Source organism: Serratia sp. K-E0102 (assembly GCF_029962625.1).
Classification (GTDB): Bacteria; Pseudomonadota; Gammaproteobacteria; order Enterobacterales; family Enterobacteriaceae; genus Serratia; species Serratia sarumanii.
On record NZ_CP124754.1, the window covers coordinates 1934078 to 1951585 of the forward strand.

The following is a 17508-nucleotide window of genomic DNA, read 5'->3' on the forward strand; positions in this document are numbered from 1 at the left end:
GCCGTCGATTCTCAAGAGGCGCGCAATAAAAAACCCGCCGGCGGCGGGTTTGCTTTATCAGTAGAGCGAAGGCTCGCCTTCCGGGCGGGTCTTGAAGCGGCGATGCAGCCACATATATTGATCCGGCGCCATCAGGATCTCTTTTTCCACCACTTTATTCATAAAAGCGGCGGCATCGAGTTCGTTATCCAGCGGGAAGTTTTCCACCGCCGGCTGCATGATCAGCTCATAGCCTTTGCCGTCCGGCAGGCGGCGCGGGGTGAACGGAATGATCGCCGGTTTGCCCATCCGCACCAGCACGTAACTGCCGGTGGTGGTGGCGGCTTTGTCTACCGCGAACAGCGGCACGAATACGCTGCTGCGCGGGCCGTAGTCGTGATCCGGCGCATACCAGATGATATCGCCCTGTTTCAGGGCGCGGATCATGCCTTTGATGTCTTTGCGATCCAGCATCGATTTGTTGGAACGCATGCGGCCCCAGGTTTGCAGCCAGTCCATCAGCTTGTTGTCGTGCGGGCGGTAAACGCCGATGCCCGGGTTGTGAATGCCGAAGATGCGCGCGCCCAGCTCCAGCGTCAAAAAGTGCAGGCCAATCAGCAACACGCCCTGCTGGTTGTCGCGGGCCTTTTGGATGTGCTCCAGGCCGCTGACCTTGAACCAGCGCTCGATGCGCCAGTTGGGCCAGAACCACGCCATGCCGGTTTCAAACAGCCCCATGCCGACCGATTCGAAATTCTTTACCACCAGCGCATCGCGTTCGGCCTGCGGCATGTCGGGAAAACAGAGCTCGAGGTTACGCTGGGCGATAGCGACGCGTCGCTTGAGAAAGCGCATGGAAAATCGCCCAATCGAGGTGCCGAGCCAGTAGATGACGGGATAAGGCAGCAACACCAGCAGATACAGCAAGCCGATGCCGACCCAGGTCAGCCAGTAGCGCGGGTGCAATAAGGAACGATTGAAAGTAGGAACTTGAGTCATGGGTTCTCTGTTTGAATACGGTTGTTTAAGTGTAATGACAGAGTCATAGCATGGTCTGGCAGCCGGGTGAGCTCGGCGGCAAGGTTCGTTTCTGCCGTTTGTTTGCGACTATTGTGGCATTTTTCTGGCGATCCGGGAAAACACAACGCATTAAAATCCCTTTTTGGGCGTTAAATATGCATCGAATGCCGAATTTTTCCACAATCTTTCCTGCCAAAGATAATGGCGATATTATTGCTGGTAATTATTCAGAGGGTAAATATGTTGGCACCATGGATCAGTGCGGGGCTGCTGGTTTTGGGCGCGGCGGTCGGCAGCGTCGGCGCGCATCTGCAGGTGAACGCGATATTGGCGCTCGCCGGCGTGATGATGGCGCTCGGTATACTGGCTTCCGCGTTTACCGAAGGCGGCGGACGCTGAACGGGGCGTTTGCGCCAGGGCTGCGCGGCGGCGGTTTTTCGGGTATGATGTGCGCCGCGCGCGGGCCGGCAGGCTGCGCGCGATGATCAGTCACCTCCCGAAAGACAGGAAAGTACACCATGCCAGTGTTACATAACCGAATTTCTAATGAGGAACTGAAGGCGCGCATGCTGGCGGAAACCGAGCCGCGCACCACAGTTTCTTTTTACAAATATTTCTCCATCGACGATCCCAAAGCGTTTCGCGACAGCCTGTACGTTCAGTTCGAAAAATTGAAGGTGTTCGGCCGCATCTACGTGGCGAAAGAGGGCATCAACGCGCAGATCAGCGTGCCGCAGCATAACTTCGACGCGTTCAAAGCCGCGCTGTTCGCCTCGCACCCGGCGCTGGATCAGGTTCGCCTGAATATCGCGCTCGAAGACGACGGAAAATCCTTCTGGGTGCTGCGCCTCAAGGTGCGCGAGCGCATCGTGGCCGACGGCATCGATGACGAGAGCTTTGACCCAAGCAACGTCGGCGAATATCTGCAGGCCGATCGCGTCAATCAGATGATCGACGATCCGAATACGGTGTTCGTCGATATGCGCAACCACTATGAGTACGAAGTCGGTCACTTCGAAAACGCCATCGAGGTGCCGTCGGATACCTTCCGCGATCAGCTGCCGATGGCGGTGGAGATGCTGCAGGACAGCAAAGACAAAAACATCGTCATGTACTGCACCGGCGGTATTCGCTGTGAAAAAGCCAGCGCCTATATGCTGCACAACGGCTTTAAAAACATCTACCACGTGGAAGGCGGGATCATCGAGTACGCCCGCAAAGCGAAAGAGCAGGGGCTGCCGCTGAAGTTTATCGGCAAAAACTTCGTGTTCGATGAGCGCATGGGCGAGCGCATTTCCGACGATGTGATCGCCAACTGCCACCAGTGCGGGGCGCCGTGCGACACCCACACCAACTGCAAAAACGACGGTTGCCACCTGCTGTTCATTCAGTGCCCGAGCTGCGCCGCCAAGTTTGAAGGGTGCTGCAGCGAGATTTGCCGCGAAGAGCTGAAGCTGCCGCGCGAAGAGCAACGCGCGCGCCGTGCCGGCCGGGAAAACGGCGTCAAGATCTTCAATAAGTCGAAAGGCCTGTTGCAGACTACGATGCACATTCCGGCACCGGAAGAAGAAGGTCCAGCCCGCTGAGCCTGAGGAAATGAGAAGCCCGGCCGCCAAGCCGGGCTTTTTTACTTATTTCTCGCGCACGCCTTCTACGGAGATGATCAGCTCAACGTCTTGCGACGCCGGGCCCAGATCGGTGGTGATGCCGAAATCTTTCAGCTTGATCTTGCCGTTGGCTTCAAAGCCGGCGCGGTAGCCGCCCCACGGATCGTTGCCCTGGCCAATCAGTTTGGCGTCCAGCGTAACCGGTTTGGTCACGCCGTTCAGCGTCAGGTTACCGACCACCGCATAACCGTCGCCGCTTTTCTTCACTTCGGTGGATTCAAACTTGGCCTGCTTGTTCTTCTCCACGTTGAGGAACTCGGCGCTGCGCAGGTGCTTGTCGCGTTCGGCGTGGTTGGTGTCGACGCTGGCGGTATTGATGGTCACGTTGACCTTGTCCTTCGAAGGATCTTTTTCGTCGAAGGTGAAGCCGCCGTCGAAGTCTTTAAAGCTGCCGTACAGCCAGCTGTAACCCAGGTGCTGGATGCGGAACTCGATAAAGGCGTGCTGGCCCTGTTTGTCGATCTTGTAGTCCGCCGCCAGTGCGGAACCGGCGCTCAGCAGCAGGGCGCCTGCGGTCAGGCCCAATACGGTCTTTTTCAACATAGCAATCTCCATAAATCCAAAGGTTAATCGGCGCTGCTACCCAGCATCCGTTTCAAAGTGACATCACGATCGATAAAGTGATGTTTAAGCGCGGCCAGCCCGTGCAGTACCGAGAGCACTACCACGGCCCAGGCCAGGTAAAGGTGTATGGCGCCGGCGGTGTCGGCTTGCTCCGCCATGCCGGTCACGGTGGCGGGTACGTCGAACCAGCCGAATACGCTGATCGGTTGGCCGTCGGCGGTCGAGATCAGATAGCCGCTGATCAGAATGCCGAACAGCACGGCATACAGCGCCAGATGCGCGAGAATGGCGCTGACGCGAGTGAGGCGGCCATAGCTGGCCAGAGGCTTGGGCGGCGGCGAGACAAAGCGCCAGATCACGCGGATCACCATCACGATGAACAGCAGCGTGCCGATGCTTTTGTGGATCTCCGGCGCCTGGTGGTACCAGACGTCGTAATAGCCCAGCGTGACCATCCACAGGCCGAGGGCGAACATGCCGTACACCGTCAGCGCCACCAGCCAGTGGATCAACACTGACACATGGCCGAAACGATCGGCGGTATTTTTCCAGAGCATCCTGTTTCCTTCGATTACCGATTGGCTGGCTGCAATAATTAAACTTTAGGAAACATAAAATCAATAATAAATTTAACTATGTTACTTCTTAGAAATATTAGTCAGTGAATTTGTTTGAGATGTTCGGAGTTCATCAGATAAATCGTTGAAGATGATATGATTTCTTTCACGTGGCGATTATGCTAGTTGTTGAAAATTAGGCTTATTATCTATTAATGTCAGCTTTTGTCATTTTACGTAAACCGTTCATGGATTGCTGGGCGGGATTATTGGTTGGCAAAGGTTATGCCTATTTCTTGCGGCGAAGAGCAGGGCGGAAAGATTAAATTATTCGAACGGTTACGCTAAATCCTCTGCGGCGTGACGGCCGACTTTGCTACCATTAGCGCCAAGAGTCGGCTCTTTGTGGCCGGTTAACCCAGTGAAATAACAAGGAAACGTCATGGGCCGAACCCGAGTAACCGACAGCAGCCTGCGTTTGGCCGTCCTGTTGGCGATGTTGGTGATCATTTTGGCCGGGGTGAAAGCCGCCGCCGACATCGTGGTGCCGTTTCTACTGGCGGTATTCCTCGCCATGGTGCTGAACCCGCTGGTGACGATGCTGGAACGCCGCCGGGTGCCGCGCATCCTTGGGGTGACGCTGCTGGTGACGGCGGTGATCGTGGTCGTGATGCTGTTTATCGGCATGCTGGGCGCTTCGCTGAACGAGTTCGCCCGCTCGCTGCCGCAGTACCGCGGCATGATGATCGAGAAACTGCGCGAGCTGCAGCATTACGCCGATCGCTTCAATATCAGCCTCTCCAGCGAAGCGATGCTGCAGTATGTCGATCCCAGCGCGGCGATGAATCTGGTTACCCGCATGCTGGGGCACCTGTCTGGCGCCATGACCAACGTCTTCCTGCTGCTGATGACCGTGGTGTTTATGCTGTTTGAAGTGCAGCTGTTGCCTTATAAGCTGCAGCAGGCGTTGGATAAGCCGAACGAAGGCCTCGCCGCGATGCGGCGGGCGCTGGACGGCGTGACGCGCTATCTGGTGATTAAAACCATCATCAGCCTGGCCACCGGCGTGATCGTCTGGATCTTCCTGGCGGCGGTCGGGGTGCGCTTCGCCTTTATCTGGGGGCTGCTGGCGTTTCTGCTCAACTATATCCCCAATATCGGCTCGGTATTGGCCGCCATTCCACCGTTGATTCAGGCGCTGCTGTTCAACGGATTGGGCGATGCGCTGGTGGTGGCGGGCGGCTTTATCGCTGTCAACATGGTGATCGGCAATATCCTCGAACCGCGGGTGATGGGGCGCGGGCTGGGGTTGTCGACGCTGGTGGTGTTCCTGTCGCTGATCTTTTGGGGTTGGCTGCTCGGCCCGGTGGGCATGTTGCTGTCGGTGCCGCTGACGATCGTGGCGCGCATCGCGCTGGAGACCACCGAGGGCGGCTATCGGCTGGCGGTTATCCTGGGGGACGGCCGCCCGCCGCGCCAGCCTCCGGCGGCGCCGGAGTGAGGAAGATTTTTCCGCTGACGCCGGGCTGCGCGGCGTGTTGCAGCGCCGCTGCGTACTGATGCAGAGGGTAAATCGCGGCGGGCGGGCGCAGCGCCAGCTGGCCGCGGCGCAGCAGCTGGAATAGCTGATAAAACGCCGTTTGCCACTGCGCCGGCGCCGCCTGCGCATTCCATTTACGCAGGTGGAACAGCGAAGCGCGCAGCTTTAACTCGTCCACTACGCGCCGCCAGTCCACCTGGCACCCGCCTAAAAGGCCCAGCGCCACGAAATCGCCGCCGGAGCGAACCGCTCGCGCCAGCTGCAATCCGTCTTCTCCGCCGATGCAGTCGATGGCGGCGCGGGCGCCAAAATGGGTCATTTTCGCCAGCTGCGGCGCTTCGATAACGCGCCAGGCGCCGGCGGCCAGCAGCGCCTGGCGATGGGCGGCGTTGCGCACCACCACCGCCAGACGAATACCACGCAGCGCCGTCAGCTGCGCCAACAGCAGGCTAACGGCGGAGCCGCCGCCGTTGAGCAGCAGCACGTCGCCGGCGTTGAGCGGCAGCCATTGCGTCAGCAGCACCCAGCAGGTGAGCGGGTTGATGTAAATCTGTGCCGCGTCGTTGTCGTCGATGTCGTCCGGCACCCACACCACCCGATCCTCAGGCAGCGTGACGAAGGTTTGCCAGCTGCCGTCACCCGCTACCGCCAGCGCGCGTCGGCCGGTCGAGCGCCCGCTCTGCGGATCGACGATGACGCCTGCGCCTTCATAGCCCGGCACCTGCGGCAGGGCGATACGGTGCGCGTATTGGCCATGAATCGGGATCAGGTCGGAAGGATTGATCGGGGCATAGCGCATCTGCAGCAGCAGCCGGCCGGGGCGCAGCGGCGGCCTGTTCACCTGCTGCAGCGTCAGCACCTGGGCGGGATCGCCGAAGCGGTTGAAGCTCAATCGGGGAAATGACGACGGCATGGGTTACAGTACGAAGAAAAAGTAGACATCCAGCGCCAGCAGCACCAGCCACAGGCAAAGATACAGCACCAGGTGCTCACGCACGTTGTTGACGATAGCCGCCAGTATTCGGTTTAACATTTCAGCCGCCAGAAGAAAGAGACCTTTGATTATAGTCCTTTTCTCTGCGTCTTTTATAGCGCGCCGCGCATGAGCGCTGGAAGAATGGCGATAAAAAAGCCTGCGTTATCGCAGGCTTGATGTCATACCGCCAGCAGCGCCAACGGCGTCGAGTTCGTTGGCGTGTTCGGCGGGTAGAAATAACGCAGCACGTTATACAACGAGTAGAACTCCAGCCGGTTGCGCGCGTTGATCTTCTCCGTGATGTGGCGCTTGTGCACGTACACCGTATGCGAGCTAATTTGCAGTTTTTTCGCGATGCGGTAGTTGGGCATCTCCGCCATCCAATATTTCATCACCGTCAGTTCCTGCGGGCTGAACAGGGAACGCTCTTCGCCGTCATCGGCCAGCGCCAGCGGATTTTCGCGCAGCGTGCGCAAGGTGAGCGGCAGAATGCTTTTATTGAACAGAAACGCGTTATCGGCGATGCGCATTGGCGTTTCGCTGTAAGGGTAAGGCGTATCGAGATAGATAAACAGCAGGGCAGACTGGCTGGCTTCCATAAACGCCAGCAGCTGCGCGTCCGCTTCGTTATAGCGGCACTGATTGCTGAGGTTCACCAGAATGTGGCTCGGCTGAAAGCTGGCCAACAGCGGCGTAGCGTACTCAATGCTGTGGCAGCACTTGATCGTCGTAATCCCACTATCAGCAAAGTAGCTGGCTATACCGACCCGGGTGAAGCAGCATTCGTCCACGACAAGTAGTTTCATGGTGACGTCCTTGTGGAAAGCCGATGGAGCATATCTTCTGTAAAATAGGACTTACACTGCAAGTGTTCAATTCGGAAATTCAACTGCTGAATGCAAGAAATTTCCGTTATAAGAATTTTTACTTGGTATTTAAAAGAGTTAGCAGGTTAAGAAATTGTAACCGTCAGATTTCGCTGCCCAGGGCTCGACGGGAACCAGGACAGCGACAGCCTTTGCTTAGCTAAATCGTTTCAGACCAAAGCTGGAGACGTCGACCGGCGGCGCTTTGTCCTGCGCGAACAGCGCGGCAATCTCGCCCAGTGCGCTGGCGAACTTGAAGCCGTGGCCGCTCAATCCGCTGATGACCATCAGACGATCCCACTCCGGCAGGGTGTCGATAATAAAGTCTTCGTCGGGGCTCATGTCATAACTGCAGGCTTCGCCGTGTAAACATACGCCTACACCCGGTAAAAACTGCCGCAGGAAGGTGAAGACTTCGGTGCCGTCGCTGGCGTGGCTGCCGAAAGGTTTACGCTGCTCGGGGGCATCCATCGGCTGGCCACCGTCGTGTTTGCCCACTTTCAGGCCGTCGTTATCCGCCGGGAAGCCGTAATAGTGCGTGCCGTCTTGCGCTTCAACGGTAAAGGCCGGGAAGCGATTGTTCACGCTGTAGCGGCCATCCGCCTGATGCCAGGAGAATACCTTGCGCAATGGCGCAACCGGCAGCTGCGGCAACAGCGCTTTCACCCAGGTGCCGGCGGTGACCACCGCTTTTCGCGCCGTGAAACGCCCTTCGCCGGTGACGACTGCAACGCCGCCATCGATAGGCTCCACCGCGCTGACCGGGCAGTTGAACAACTGGCTGCAGCCGGCCTCTTTCGCCAGCTTGATCAGGCTGGCCACCGCCAGTTCGGAACGCAGGAAGCCGGCGTCCGGCTCGAAAACGCCGACGTAACCTTCCGGCGTGCGGAATTCCGGCCAGCGTTGAGCAATCTGTTCGGCGCTGAGGGTTTGCGCGTTCAGGCGGAATTTTTGCGCGCTCTGCTGAGCATTGCGAATGAATTCGGAGTGCTGCGGCCCCAGGTTGAGTACGCCGCACGACTGGAACAGTTCCTCGCCGGAATGTTGAATCAGCGCATTCCACAACGCCTGCGCGCGCAGCACCAGCGGCACGTACTTTTCACCTTCGCCGTAAGCGTGACGGATGATGCGGGTATCGCCGTGATGGCTGCCGTTGCGGTGCGGGGGAATGGCGCTGTCGATCATCAGCACTTTCAAGCCGGCGCGGGTTGCGTAATACCCTGCCGCTGCGCCGACTGAACCGCTGCCCACCACAATCAAATCATATTCCACGTGCCGACCCTCTCTGATAGCGATTTCTTATCGCCCCATGATAAAAGGTTGGCGGGCGCAATGCACTGATTGAACGGCGAAGGGCAAAGAAAAAGGCGCCGGGAATGGGGCGCGGCGCCTTAGGGGTTAGGGGACGATGAATCAATGTTTTCTGCGATCAAGATCCTGATAATCCGTAGCTTCAATCTTGGCGATGCCGGCCTCTAAGATATTGATTAATTGACGGGCGACATCTGTGGTCAGCCAAAGCGTTCTGTCTACTTGGGCTTCTTCGGGCGTTTGGTCTAGTGAAGACAGGTAATGAAGGCGTATCATCATGGCGTCGTAAACGTCGACAGTACTGATATCCCAACCGACAAGCGGGTGCGTCTGAATTACTTCATCATTTCTGTCCATAAAGACCCCTTATTGAGTAGTAACTACCGTGAGTGACTAACGAGGATCAATGCGGCTCATCATCATGAGAGCAATTACAGTATACGCATCCGCTTTCATCGGTGGAGGGGGTTGTCACCAAAATTTGCAAAATAAATATTTATTTGAGCAATTATTCTACAAATTTGTATGTGTTGCAGTGGGTGAGTACAGCGCGGCGCGTTATTCCGCGTCGGCAGGTGGCGATGCACCATACAGACATTTTTCCAGCTCTTCGGCCAAATGGGCGAAATGCTTTTGCGTTTCGGCGTCGCGATTCTGGCTGTGCGATTCCAGCTTCAGGCTGTGGATCAGCCGCTGGTTGGCTTTGTCATCCAGGCTGAAGGCCAGATAAGAGAAAGCCACTTCCAGTACGTTCAAGCGCCTTTTCTGATCGGCAATCAACGCCAGCAGTTCGCCAAACGTCATTGCGTCTTCGGATTTCACCTTGTCCGGGGCCATGCTTACTCCTTTGCGTTAAATACAGCGCTGAGACGGATTTTGTTCCAGAGTAAGGGTAAGCGATGAATGGGCTGGGCGCCAGAAACAAAAAAGCCGGAGAGCGACCCCCGGCAAAAACAGCATTGCAGTGTTATTCTGCGCTGAACCACTCGTCCGCGCTTTCCCAGGTTTCCTGAAGGATTTCCTCGATCAGATCCCGGTCGGTTTTGGCGCCCCCCAGCACGGAGAGCCCGTTGGCGCCGGCATAACGTACGTGCACGACGGCGCCTGGAAACTGGCGATTGACCCGTTTGCCCAGTTCACCGGTCAGCGCCTCAATGGCGCCCGACGGCAGCGGCCGGGTTTTATCTATAGTGACTTCAACACGCATAATTGCCCCCGAAGCGATTTACTGTTTATTTATACAGTTAACCGACTGCGGGGGCAAGAGGGCGAAGAAAAAATATCAGTCTTTCAGCGACCAGTTCAGGGTTTCACCGGCCAGGAAGGGGATCACGGATTCATTGCCCAGGGCGATCTCTTCCGGCTGGGTGGTCGGCACGCGCTGCAGCTCGATGAAGTCTTCGTTGAGCGGCAGGCCATAGAAACGCGGGCCGTTGAGCGAGCAGAAGGCCTCAAAGTGCGCCAGCGCGCCGAGCTGTTCGAACACCGCGGCGTAAGCCGGGATGGCATTCGGCGCGTTGAAACAGCCGGCGCAGCCGCAGCTGGACTCTTTGCGATGCTTGAGGTGCGGCGCGGAGTCGGTACCGAGGAAGAAACGATCCGAGCCGCTGGCGACCGCCTGACGCAGCGCTTCCTGATGGACATTGCGCTTGAGGATCGGCAGGCAGAACAGGTGTGGGCGAATGCCGCCGACCAGCATGTGGTTGCGGTTGAACATCAGGTGCTGCGGCGTGATGGTGGCGCCGAGGAAACGATTGCCTGCCTGCACATATTGCGCCGCTTCTTTGGTGGTGATGTGCTCGAAGACGATCTTCAGCTCCGGGAACTGCTGGCGGATCGGTTCCATCACCTGCTCGATAAAGCGCGCCTCGCGGTCGAAGATATCGACGGCAGGGTCGGTCACTTCGCCGTGGATCAGCAAAGGCATGCCGATTTTTTGCATCTGTTCGAACAGCGGGTAGATGCCGGTCACGTCGCTGACGCCGTGGCTGGAGTTGGTGGTGGCGTTGGCCGGATACAGCTTGGCGGCAGTAAACACCCCTTGCTCAAAGCCTTTGACCAGTTCACTGGCCGCCAGAGAGTTGGTCAGATAGCAGGTCATCAGCGGAGTGAAGTTGTGACCCTGCGGGACCGCCGCCAGAATGCGATCGCGGTAGGCGCGCGCGGCGGCCACGGTCGTTACGGGCGGAACCAGGTTCGGCATCACGATCGCCCGGCCAAATACCTGGCTGGTATAGGGCACCACCGTTTTCAGCATCTCGTCGTCGCGCAGGTGGATATGCCAGTCGTCTGGGCGGCGGATTTTCAGAACTTGAGGTTGTGCGGTCATCTAGCTAGGCTCCGGCGGTCAAATACGTCTAATGAAAAGCGAATAATGGGTTTATTCACGCCGGGGTGTAAGGATAAGCGGAAAGCGCCTGAGATGCATCTGTTTGTTGGCGACAAGTTGAAATCAATAGCGCGGCGGGCGCATAGTAACAGGGATTTCAACGATGCCGACGCCAATACCGTCGACTTTCATCAAGTGGAAAGGGAGAAAGCAATGGAAGTACGCGTTATCGCCACCCTGCAAGCGAAAGCGGGATTTGAAGACGCCGTCAGCGAAGCGGTGCACGACATTCTCGAGCCGAGCCGCCAGGAGTTGGGCAACCTGCAATATGATTTGCATCGCGATCTGGAAAAGCCGGGCGTTTTCGTGTTCTTTGAGCGTTGGGCCAGCAGCGAAGCACTGGATAAGCATAATGAGACGGCGCATTTTCAGCAGTTCGTCAGCCGGCTTGACGGCAAGTTGGATGTTTTAGACATCAAAAAACTGAAAAAGATAGCCTGAGCCTTTTTGCAGGCAAGAAAAAACCCGCCGATGGCGGGTTTTTTTAGAGCTGCAGATTAACTTATTCGTTAACCGGCTGCGGCTTGGTGGCCGGCGCGGTGGCCTGGCTCACCGCCGAATGGCCGCCTGCCGAGCCTTTGCCTTCAAAGTTGAAGGAAGGGCGCTGCCAGTCGCTGTGCTTGCGTTCTTCCGGCACGTAGGCCGGCGCAGGCGCTTTGGTCATCGGCGCAGTGGCGATGTGTTTGTACAGTACGTCCTGCACGGCTTTCACCGGTGCCGGCTGCTGAGCAACCACTGGCGCAGGTTCTGCGGCGATTGGTGCCGGGGCTTTTTCGACCGGAGCGGCTTCCACGGCGGCTGGCGAAGGCGCTGCTTCTGCCACTGGCGTTTCTTCCGCTTGCGCAGCTTCTGCCGGCGCAGCGTCGACCACAGGCTCGTCTTCCACCGGCTTGGCTTCAACCACAGGTTCTGCCGCAACGGTTTCAGCTACCGGCTCGGCTTCCACTGCCGGGGCAGTCTCTTCCGCTTTCGGTTCTTCAACTGCGGCAGGTGCCGGCGCGGCTTCCACCGGCGCCGGGGTTTCCTCGGCCGGGGTGGCAACGACAGGCACTACGGCTGCAGCTTCTTCCGTTACGGTAACGGCCGCAGTTTCAACGGCGGCTTCTGGTGCCGGCTCGTTGACGCTGGCCGCAGCCTGAGTTTCTTCCACGGCGACGCTGTGCTGTTCAACCGCTGCGGCGACAACCGGTGCCGCTGCCTGTTCTACTTCTACGGCTTCGGCCTGCACTTCGGCTTCTTCAACCTGAGCAACCGGGTAGCTTACCCAGACTTTGCCCGATGCCATTTCCGGCGAAGCGAACGCGCCCGCCAGCGGCATTGGGGACTGCAGCGGGTAACGCTCATCGCGGTAACGACGGCGACGCTGGCCGCTGACGCGCAGGTGGCGCGGTGAACGACGGGAACGGCGCGGCATGCCTTCGCCGTTGCCGCGGTTTTCGCCCTGGGCATCGTCTTCCGGCTGAGCGGCAACGGTTTCCGGCAGCAGCTTGACGCTGTCGTCGGCGGTCGGCTGCGCGACTTCGGCTTTCGCTACCGGCGCTTTCGGCGCCAGCAGCTCTTCCGCTGCACGCTGCAGTTCTTCTTCCGCGGACAGGATGCGCACCTTCTGCGACAGAGGGCGGCGCTGGCGGCGCTGCATGTTCTGCTGCTGGCGTTCTTCCTGCTCTTCGTCGGTGCTCTCGACCGCTTCAACGCTTTCCAGCGCTTTCACTTCCTGCTGAGCCTGACGTTTTTCTTCCTGACGACGACGCTGGCGCTCAGCGCGCTGCTCACGGCGTTGCTGCTGATCTTCGCGCGGCGCTTTAGCGCTGTCTTCCGAGGCGGTTTCCTCCGCTACCGGCGCGTTCTGCTGCTGGTTGCGGCGGTTACGGCGCTGTTCATCGCGGGATTCACGCGATTCACGGCCTTCGCGGTTCTCACGCGGCTCACGGTTGTCGCGCTCGCGATTGTCACGGCCTTCACCGCGCTCTTTACGCTCGCCGCGTTCCGGACGGTCGCCACGCTCACCGCGCTCTTTACGGCCGGTGCCTTGGCGACGCTGACCGCGACGATCCTGACGACGGTTTTCACCGTTGCTTTCCGCCTTCGGCGTTTCGGCCGGTTTGGTTTCTTCGACGGCAGGTTGTTCCTCACCGGCGAACAGGCTCTTCAGACCACCGAACAGGCGGCCCAGGAAGCCCGGCTTGGCGGCGGCCGGCGCTGCGGCTTTAGCTTTGGCGGCGGCAGGCTTGGCCACGGCGACAGGTTCTTCAGCCGGCGGTGGCGCATCGGCGGACAGGGAGAAGGAAGCCAGGGCCGGTTGCTCCGGACGCTTGCGTTCCATCGGCGCGTCTTCCAGCGGGCGCTCCATGTCTTCTTCGTGCAGCTTCGGCAGCAGGTAGCTGAGGGTAGAGGTTTCCTCGCCCTTGCGCACGCGCAGCACCGAGTAGTGCGGGGTTTGCATTTCATCGTTAGGCACGATGACGGCTTTCACGCCACCCTGACGTTTTTCGATCGCGCTGACGGATTCGCGCTTTTCGTTCAGCAGGTACGAAGCAACCTGAACCGGCACGATAGCGTGAACTTCTTTGGTGTTTTCCTTCAGCGCTTCTTCTTCGATCAGGCGCAGGATGGACAGCGCCAGCGATTCGTTGTCGCGAATGGTGCCGGTGCCGTTACAGCGTGGGCACACGTGGTGGCTGGATTCGCCCAGCGACGGGCTGAGGCGCTGACGGGACATTTCCAGCAGGCCGAAACGGGAAATGCGGCCGATCTGGATGCGCGCGCGGTCTTGGCGCACGGCATCGCGCAGGCGGTTTTCCACTTCGCGCTGGTGGCGAACCGGCGTCATGTCGATGAAGTCGATGACGATCAGGCCGCCAAGGTCACGCAGGCGCAGCTGGCGAGCGATCTCGTCCGCCGCTTCCAGGTTGGTGTTGAACGCCGTCTCTTCGATGTCGCCGCCGCGGGTGGCGCGGGCGGAGTTGATGTCGATGGCGGTCAGCGCTTCGGTGCTGTCGATGACGATCGAGCCGCCGGACGGCAGGCGCACTTCACGCTGGAAGGCGGATTCGATCTGCGATTCGATCTGGTAGTGGCTGAACAGAGGGATTTCACCGCTGTACAGTTTGATTTTGCTGCTGAAATCCGGGCGGCCCAGCGCAGCGATGTGCTCTTTGGCCAGATCGAGAATTTTCGGGTTGTCGATCAGGATTTCGCCGATGTCCGGGCGCAGGTAATCGCGGAAGGCGCGCACGATAACGTTGCTTTCCTGGTGGATCAGGAACGGCGCGGGGCGGCCTTCGGCGGCTTTTTTAATCGCTTCCCAGTGCTTCAGGCGGAAGGAGAGATCCCACTGCAGTGCGTCGGCGGATTTGCCTACGCCCGCGGTGCGAACGATCAGGCCCATGCCGTCCGGCAGTTGCAGCGAGGAGAGCGCTTCTTTCAGCTCGGTGCGATCGTCACCCTCGATGCGGCGGGAAATACCGCCGGCGCGCGGGTTGTTCGGCATCAGCACCAGATAACTGCCCGCGAGACTGATGAAGGTGGTCAAGGCGGCGCCTTTGTTGCCACGTTCTTCTTTGTCTACCTGAACGATGACTTCCTGGCCTTCGCGCAGCACATCTTTGATGTTCGGGCGGCCATGGGAAGAGTAATTGCTAGGGAAGTATTCGCGGGCGATTTCTTTAAGAGGGAGGAAACCATGTCGTTCTGCGCCGTAGTCCACGAACGCTGCTTCAAGACTTGGTTCAATGCGGGTGATTTTGCCTTTGTAAATATTCGCTTTTTTCTGCTCATGACCCGGACTTTCGATATCCAAATCATACAGCCGCTGTCCATCTACGAGGGCAACACGCAACTCTTCCTGCTGAGTTGCGTTAATCAACATTCTTTTCATCTTAACTTACTCGTTATTTTTACATTATCGACAAAGCTGCGGGCAAAATAACCTCATGGCCGGAGTTAAACCGAAAGCCCCGTGTCTTCTCGCAAAGCCGTCAACCTCACGGTTGTCGCCTGCATAGGGGCGCATTATCTCGGTAAGCCTGCTTTTCTTTGTGAAAGACAGCACTTTTACTAGGGGAATAGCCTCTGATTTACGTCGACAGATCTGATTCCATTTGCCGGCCAAGCTGCAACCCGCAGCCCGCTAATTGTTTGATTTCGCATTACGTCTTACGCCATTGCTGCGTTTTTGCGCGATCAGACAAATTTATAATTCCACCGTTTTCCCTGTTTAACGAGAATCAACGCGGAAAGTGACTGCATTATTCCACTGCTGATGCCGTTATAGCAAGGTGACTTTTCCTTAACTGCGGAAGAAATCGCAAACGTTCAAACCGGCTTGCTGCCTTATTGTCCGCTGGGGTTTCGCCCGCCGTCAGAGAGACAGTTAAGCACAGAAAAAGATGTGGCGCTATTCACGCGCTCTATTTAGAATCCCGCACCATGAAAACGAACAATCCAGCAGTACAATTCATCACGATTTCCGACGACGAAGCCGGTCAGAGAATCGACAACTTTCTGCTCGCTCGCCTGAAAGGCGTGCCGAAAAGCATGATTTACCGCATCGTGCGCAAAGGCGAGGTGCGGGTCAATAAAGGGCGCATCAAGGTCGAATACAAATTGGCAGCCGGCGACGTGGTGCGCGTGCCGCCGGTGCGGGTGGCCGAGCGCGAAGAGACGCCGGTGTCGGCCAAGCTGGATAAGGTAGCCGCGCTGGCCGATTGCATTCTGTATGAAGACGACCACCTGCTGATCCTCAACAAGCCTTCCGGCACCGCGGTGCACGGCGGCAGCGGCCTGAGCTTCGGCGTGATCGAAGGGCTGCGCGCGCTGCGCCCGGAAGCCCGCTTCCTCGAGCTGGTGCACCGTCTGGATCGCGACACCTCCGGCGTGCTGCTGGTGGCCAAGAAGCGCTCCGCGCTGCGCTCGCTGCATGAACAGCTGCGGCTGAAGGGCATGCAGAAGGATTATCTGGCGCTGGTGCGCGGCCAGTGGCAATCCCACTGCAAGGCTGTACAGGCGCCGCTGCTGAAAAACATCCTGCAAAGCGGCGAACGCATCGTGCGCGTCAGCAGCGAAGGCAAGCCTTCGGAAACCCGCTTCAAGGTGGAAGAGCGTTACGAATTCGCCACGCTGGTGAAGGCCAGCCCGATCACCGGGCGCACTCACCAGATCCGCGTGCACACGCTGCATGCCGGGCATCCGATCGCCTTTGACGATCGCTATGGCGACCGCGAGTTCGATCGCCAGCTGGCGGGTACCGGTCTGAAGCGGCTGTTCCTGCATGCCGCGGCGCTGCGCTTCGAGCATCCGGCCACCGGCGAAACGATGCGCATCGAAGCGCCGATGGACCAAGAGCTGCGCCACTGCCTGCAGGTGCTGCGCCGGCAGGTGGCCAAGTAATCCGCGTCAGACCAGCGGGTTGATGCCTTCAGCCCGCAACATGTCCAACAGCGCGATCAACGGCAGGCCGATCAGGGCGTTCGGATCCCGGCCTTCCAACCTGTCGAACAGCGCGATCCCCAATCCCTCGCTCTTGAAACTGCCCGCGCAGTTCAGCGGTTGCTCCAGACGTACATAGGCGGCGATCTCCGCTTCGCTCAACGCGCGAAAATGCACGTGGAACGGCTCGCACAGGGCCTGCAGCTGCTTGCTGCGGCCGTTGTACAGCGCCAGGCCGGTATAGAAGGTCACGGCCTGGGCGCTGGCCTGGCGCAGCTGCGCCCGGGCGTTTTCCTCGGTATGGGGCTTGCCGGTGATGTTGCCATCGATCACGCAGACCTGATCGGAGCCGATGATCAGATGCTCGGGATAGGCGAGGGCCAGCGCCTGAGCCTTCGCCGCCGCCAGGCGCAGCACCAGCGCTTCGGCGCTTTCGCCCGGCAGTGGGGTTTCATCCACCTCGGGTGCGGCGCAGTCGAAGGGCAGCCGTAACTTCTCCAGCAGCATTTTTCGATAGGGTGAGGTGGAGGCTAAAAGCAATCTCTGCATAATTTTTTTCGCAAACCGTAGCGTAAATGGGTATGGCATTTTAAACTGTCGGCCGCTGTGGAAGCGAATATTGGTGAAAGGAGCCGTTTTACGGCCTTTTTCTTTGACTCTATGTCGTTACAAAGTTAATATGCGCGCCCTATGCAAAAGGTAAAATTACCCTTGACCATTGATGCGGTACGTACCGCTCAGAAACGCCTGGACTATGCTGGTGTCTATGCGCCTGAGCAGGTTACTCGTGTTGCCGACTCCGTGGTCAGTGTGGACAGTGATGTCGAGGTGTCGTTGTCGTTCAATATCGACAATCAACGCCTCGCGGTGATAACAGGGCATGCGGACGTCACGGTAACGTTGATGTGCCAACGCTGTGGAGTCCCGTTCGAACATCAGGTTCACACAACATATTGTTTTAGCCCGGTCGTCAATGATGAGCAGGCTGAGGCATTACCGGAAGCGTACGAACCGATCGAAGTTGACGAGTTTGGCGAAGTCGATCTGTTGGCGATGATTGAAGACGAAATTATTCTTTCACTGCCTGTCGTTCCGGTACATGAATCTGAACACTGTGAAGTGTCCGAAGCGGACATGGTATTTGGCCAACTGCCTCCCGAGGCGGAGAAACCGAATCCGTTTGCCGTATTAGCCAGTTTAAAGCGTAAGTAA

The 17508-nt window shown here is 58.3% G+C and carries 19 protein-coding genes; 6 read left to right on the forward strand and 13 right to left on the reverse strand.

Annotation, left to right across the window (positions count from 1 at the left end):
- Positions 1-57: 57 nt before the first annotated feature.
- Positions 58-978, reverse strand: a complete 921-nt coding sequence (locus SSARUM2_RS09235) for a Kdo(2)-lipid IV(A) acyltransferase (protein ID WP_033638030.1) — start codon at positions 976-978, stop codon at positions 58-60.
- 261 nt (positions 979-1239) lie between these two features.
- Here SSARUM2_RS09235 and SSARUM2_RS09240 point away from each other — a divergent pair, with 261 nt between their 5' ends.
- Together SSARUM2_RS09240 and SSARUM2_RS09245 are read left to right on the forward strand one after the other, a co-directional pair.
- Entirely contained in the window at positions 1240-1398 is a 159-nt protein-coding gene (locus SSARUM2_RS09240) for a hypothetical protein (RefSeq protein ID WP_033655068.1), read from the forward strand.
- Between the two features lie 119 nt (positions 1399-1517).
- Entirely contained in the window at positions 1518-2585 is a 1068-nt protein-coding gene (locus tag SSARUM2_RS09245) for a rhodanese-related sulfurtransferase (protein WP_033646457.1), read from the forward strand.
- A gap of 45 nt (positions 2586-2630) precedes the next feature.
- Here SSARUM2_RS09245 and SSARUM2_RS09250 read toward each other — a convergent pair whose 3' ends face one another.
- Together SSARUM2_RS09250 and SSARUM2_RS09255 are read right to left on the reverse strand one after the other, a co-directional pair.
- Positions 2631-3209, reverse strand: a complete 579-nt coding sequence (locus SSARUM2_RS09250) for a YceI family protein (RefSeq protein WP_016928208.1) — start codon at positions 3207-3209, stop codon at positions 2631-2633.
- A 23-nt stretch (positions 3210-3232) separates the two neighbouring features.
- A complete protein-coding gene (locus SSARUM2_RS09255; protein ID WP_004927830.1) occupies positions 3233-3787 on the reverse strand; it encodes a cytochrome b in 555 nt (184 codons plus the stop codon).
- A 442-nt stretch (positions 3788-4229) separates the two neighbouring features.
- Between SSARUM2_RS09255 and SSARUM2_RS09260 the strand changes: the two genes are divergently transcribed.
- Positions 4230-5288: an AI-2E family transporter gene (locus tag SSARUM2_RS09260; RefSeq protein WP_033646455.1), complete on the forward strand. Its 1059-nt coding sequence runs from the start codon at positions 4230-4232 to the stop codon at positions 5286-5288.
- Here the strand turns inward: SSARUM2_RS09260 and SSARUM2_RS09265 are convergent.
- The 8 genes from SSARUM2_RS09265 to pyrC all read right to left on the reverse strand — a co-directional run bounded on the left by SSARUM2_RS09265 (position 5236) and on the right by pyrC (position 10809).
- Positions 5236-6240 (reverse strand): zinc-dependent alcohol dehydrogenase family protein, encoded by a 1005-nt coding sequence (locus SSARUM2_RS09265; RefSeq protein ID WP_039566619.1) that lies wholly within the window; start codon positions 6238-6240, stop codon positions 5236-5238. The two genes, SSARUM2_RS09260 and SSARUM2_RS09265, sit on opposite strands and share 53 nt — an antisense overlap.
- 3 nt (positions 6241-6243) lie before the next feature.
- Positions 6244-6360, reverse strand: a complete 117-nt coding sequence (locus SSARUM2_RS09270; protein ID WP_033638034.1) for a DUF2770 family protein — start codon at positions 6358-6360, stop codon at positions 6244-6246.
- Positions 6361-6482: 122 nt separating this feature from the next.
- Positions 6483-7109, reverse strand: a complete 627-nt coding sequence (locus tag SSARUM2_RS09275) for a LuxR C-terminal-related transcriptional regulator (protein WP_033646453.1) — start codon at positions 7107-7109, stop codon at positions 6483-6485.
- Positions 7110-7325: 216 nt separating this feature from the next.
- Positions 7326-8441 (reverse strand): N-methyl-L-tryptophan oxidase, encoded by a 1116-nt coding sequence (gene solA / locus SSARUM2_RS09280; RefSeq protein ID WP_060453017.1) that lies wholly within the window; start codon positions 8439-8441, stop codon positions 7326-7328.
- A gap of 141 nt (positions 8442-8582) precedes the next feature.
- A complete protein-coding gene (gene bssS, locus SSARUM2_RS09285; protein WP_004927812.1) occupies positions 8583-8837 on the reverse strand; it encodes a biofilm formation regulator BssS in 255 nt (84 codons plus the stop codon).
- Positions 8838-9038: 201 nt separating this feature from the next.
- Positions 9039-9317 (reverse strand): hypothetical protein, encoded by a 279-nt coding sequence (locus SSARUM2_RS09290; RefSeq protein ID WP_033646451.1) that lies wholly within the window; start codon positions 9315-9317, stop codon positions 9039-9041.
- Between the two features lie 130 nt (positions 9318-9447).
- Positions 9448-9687 (reverse strand): DNA damage-inducible protein I, encoded by a 240-nt coding sequence (gene dinI / locus SSARUM2_RS09295; RefSeq protein WP_033650738.1) that lies wholly within the window; start codon positions 9685-9687, stop codon positions 9448-9450.
- Between the two features lie 75 nt (positions 9688-9762).
- Complete coding sequence (gene pyrC, locus SSARUM2_RS09300; RefSeq protein WP_060453016.1) at positions 9763-10809, reverse strand: dihydroorotase; 1047 nt, start codon at positions 10807-10809, stop codon at positions 9763-9765.
- Positions 10810-11022: 213 nt separating this feature from the next.
- Here pyrC and SSARUM2_RS09305 point away from each other — a divergent pair, with 213 nt between their 5' ends.
- Positions 11023-11310: a putative quinol monooxygenase gene (locus tag SSARUM2_RS09305; protein ID WP_033647446.1), complete on the forward strand. Its 288-nt coding sequence runs from the start codon at positions 11023-11025 to the stop codon at positions 11308-11310.
- Between the two features lie 61 nt (positions 11311-11371).
- On the opposite strand, the gene rne is transcribed toward SSARUM2_RS09305, so the two are convergent.
- Positions 11372-14746 carry a ribonuclease E gene (gene rne / locus SSARUM2_RS09310; protein ID WP_072270152.1) on the reverse strand — a complete coding sequence of 1125 codons (3375 nt, stop codon included), beginning with the start codon at positions 14744-14746 and terminating at the stop codon, positions 11372-11374.
- A gap of 551 nt (positions 14747-15297) precedes the next feature.
- Between rne and rluC the strand changes: the two genes are divergently transcribed.
- Positions 15298-16257, forward strand: a complete 960-nt coding sequence (rluC, locus tag SSARUM2_RS09315; protein WP_033646448.1) for a 23S rRNA pseudouridine(955/2504/2580) synthase RluC — start codon at positions 15298-15300, stop codon at positions 16255-16257.
- 6 nt (positions 16258-16263) lie between these two features.
- Here rluC and SSARUM2_RS09320 read toward each other — a convergent pair whose 3' ends face one another.
- Positions 16264-16845 (reverse strand): nucleoside triphosphate pyrophosphatase, encoded by a 582-nt coding sequence (locus SSARUM2_RS09320; protein WP_048321419.1) that lies wholly within the window; start codon positions 16843-16845, stop codon positions 16264-16266.
- Positions 16846-16986: 141 nt separating this feature from the next.
- Here SSARUM2_RS09320 and yceD point away from each other — a divergent pair, with 141 nt between their 5' ends.
- On the forward strand, positions 16987-17508 hold the full coding sequence (yceD, locus tag SSARUM2_RS09325) for a 23S rRNA accumulation protein YceD (protein ID WP_004927780.1): 522 nt from the start codon (positions 16987-16989) through the stop codon (positions 17506-17508).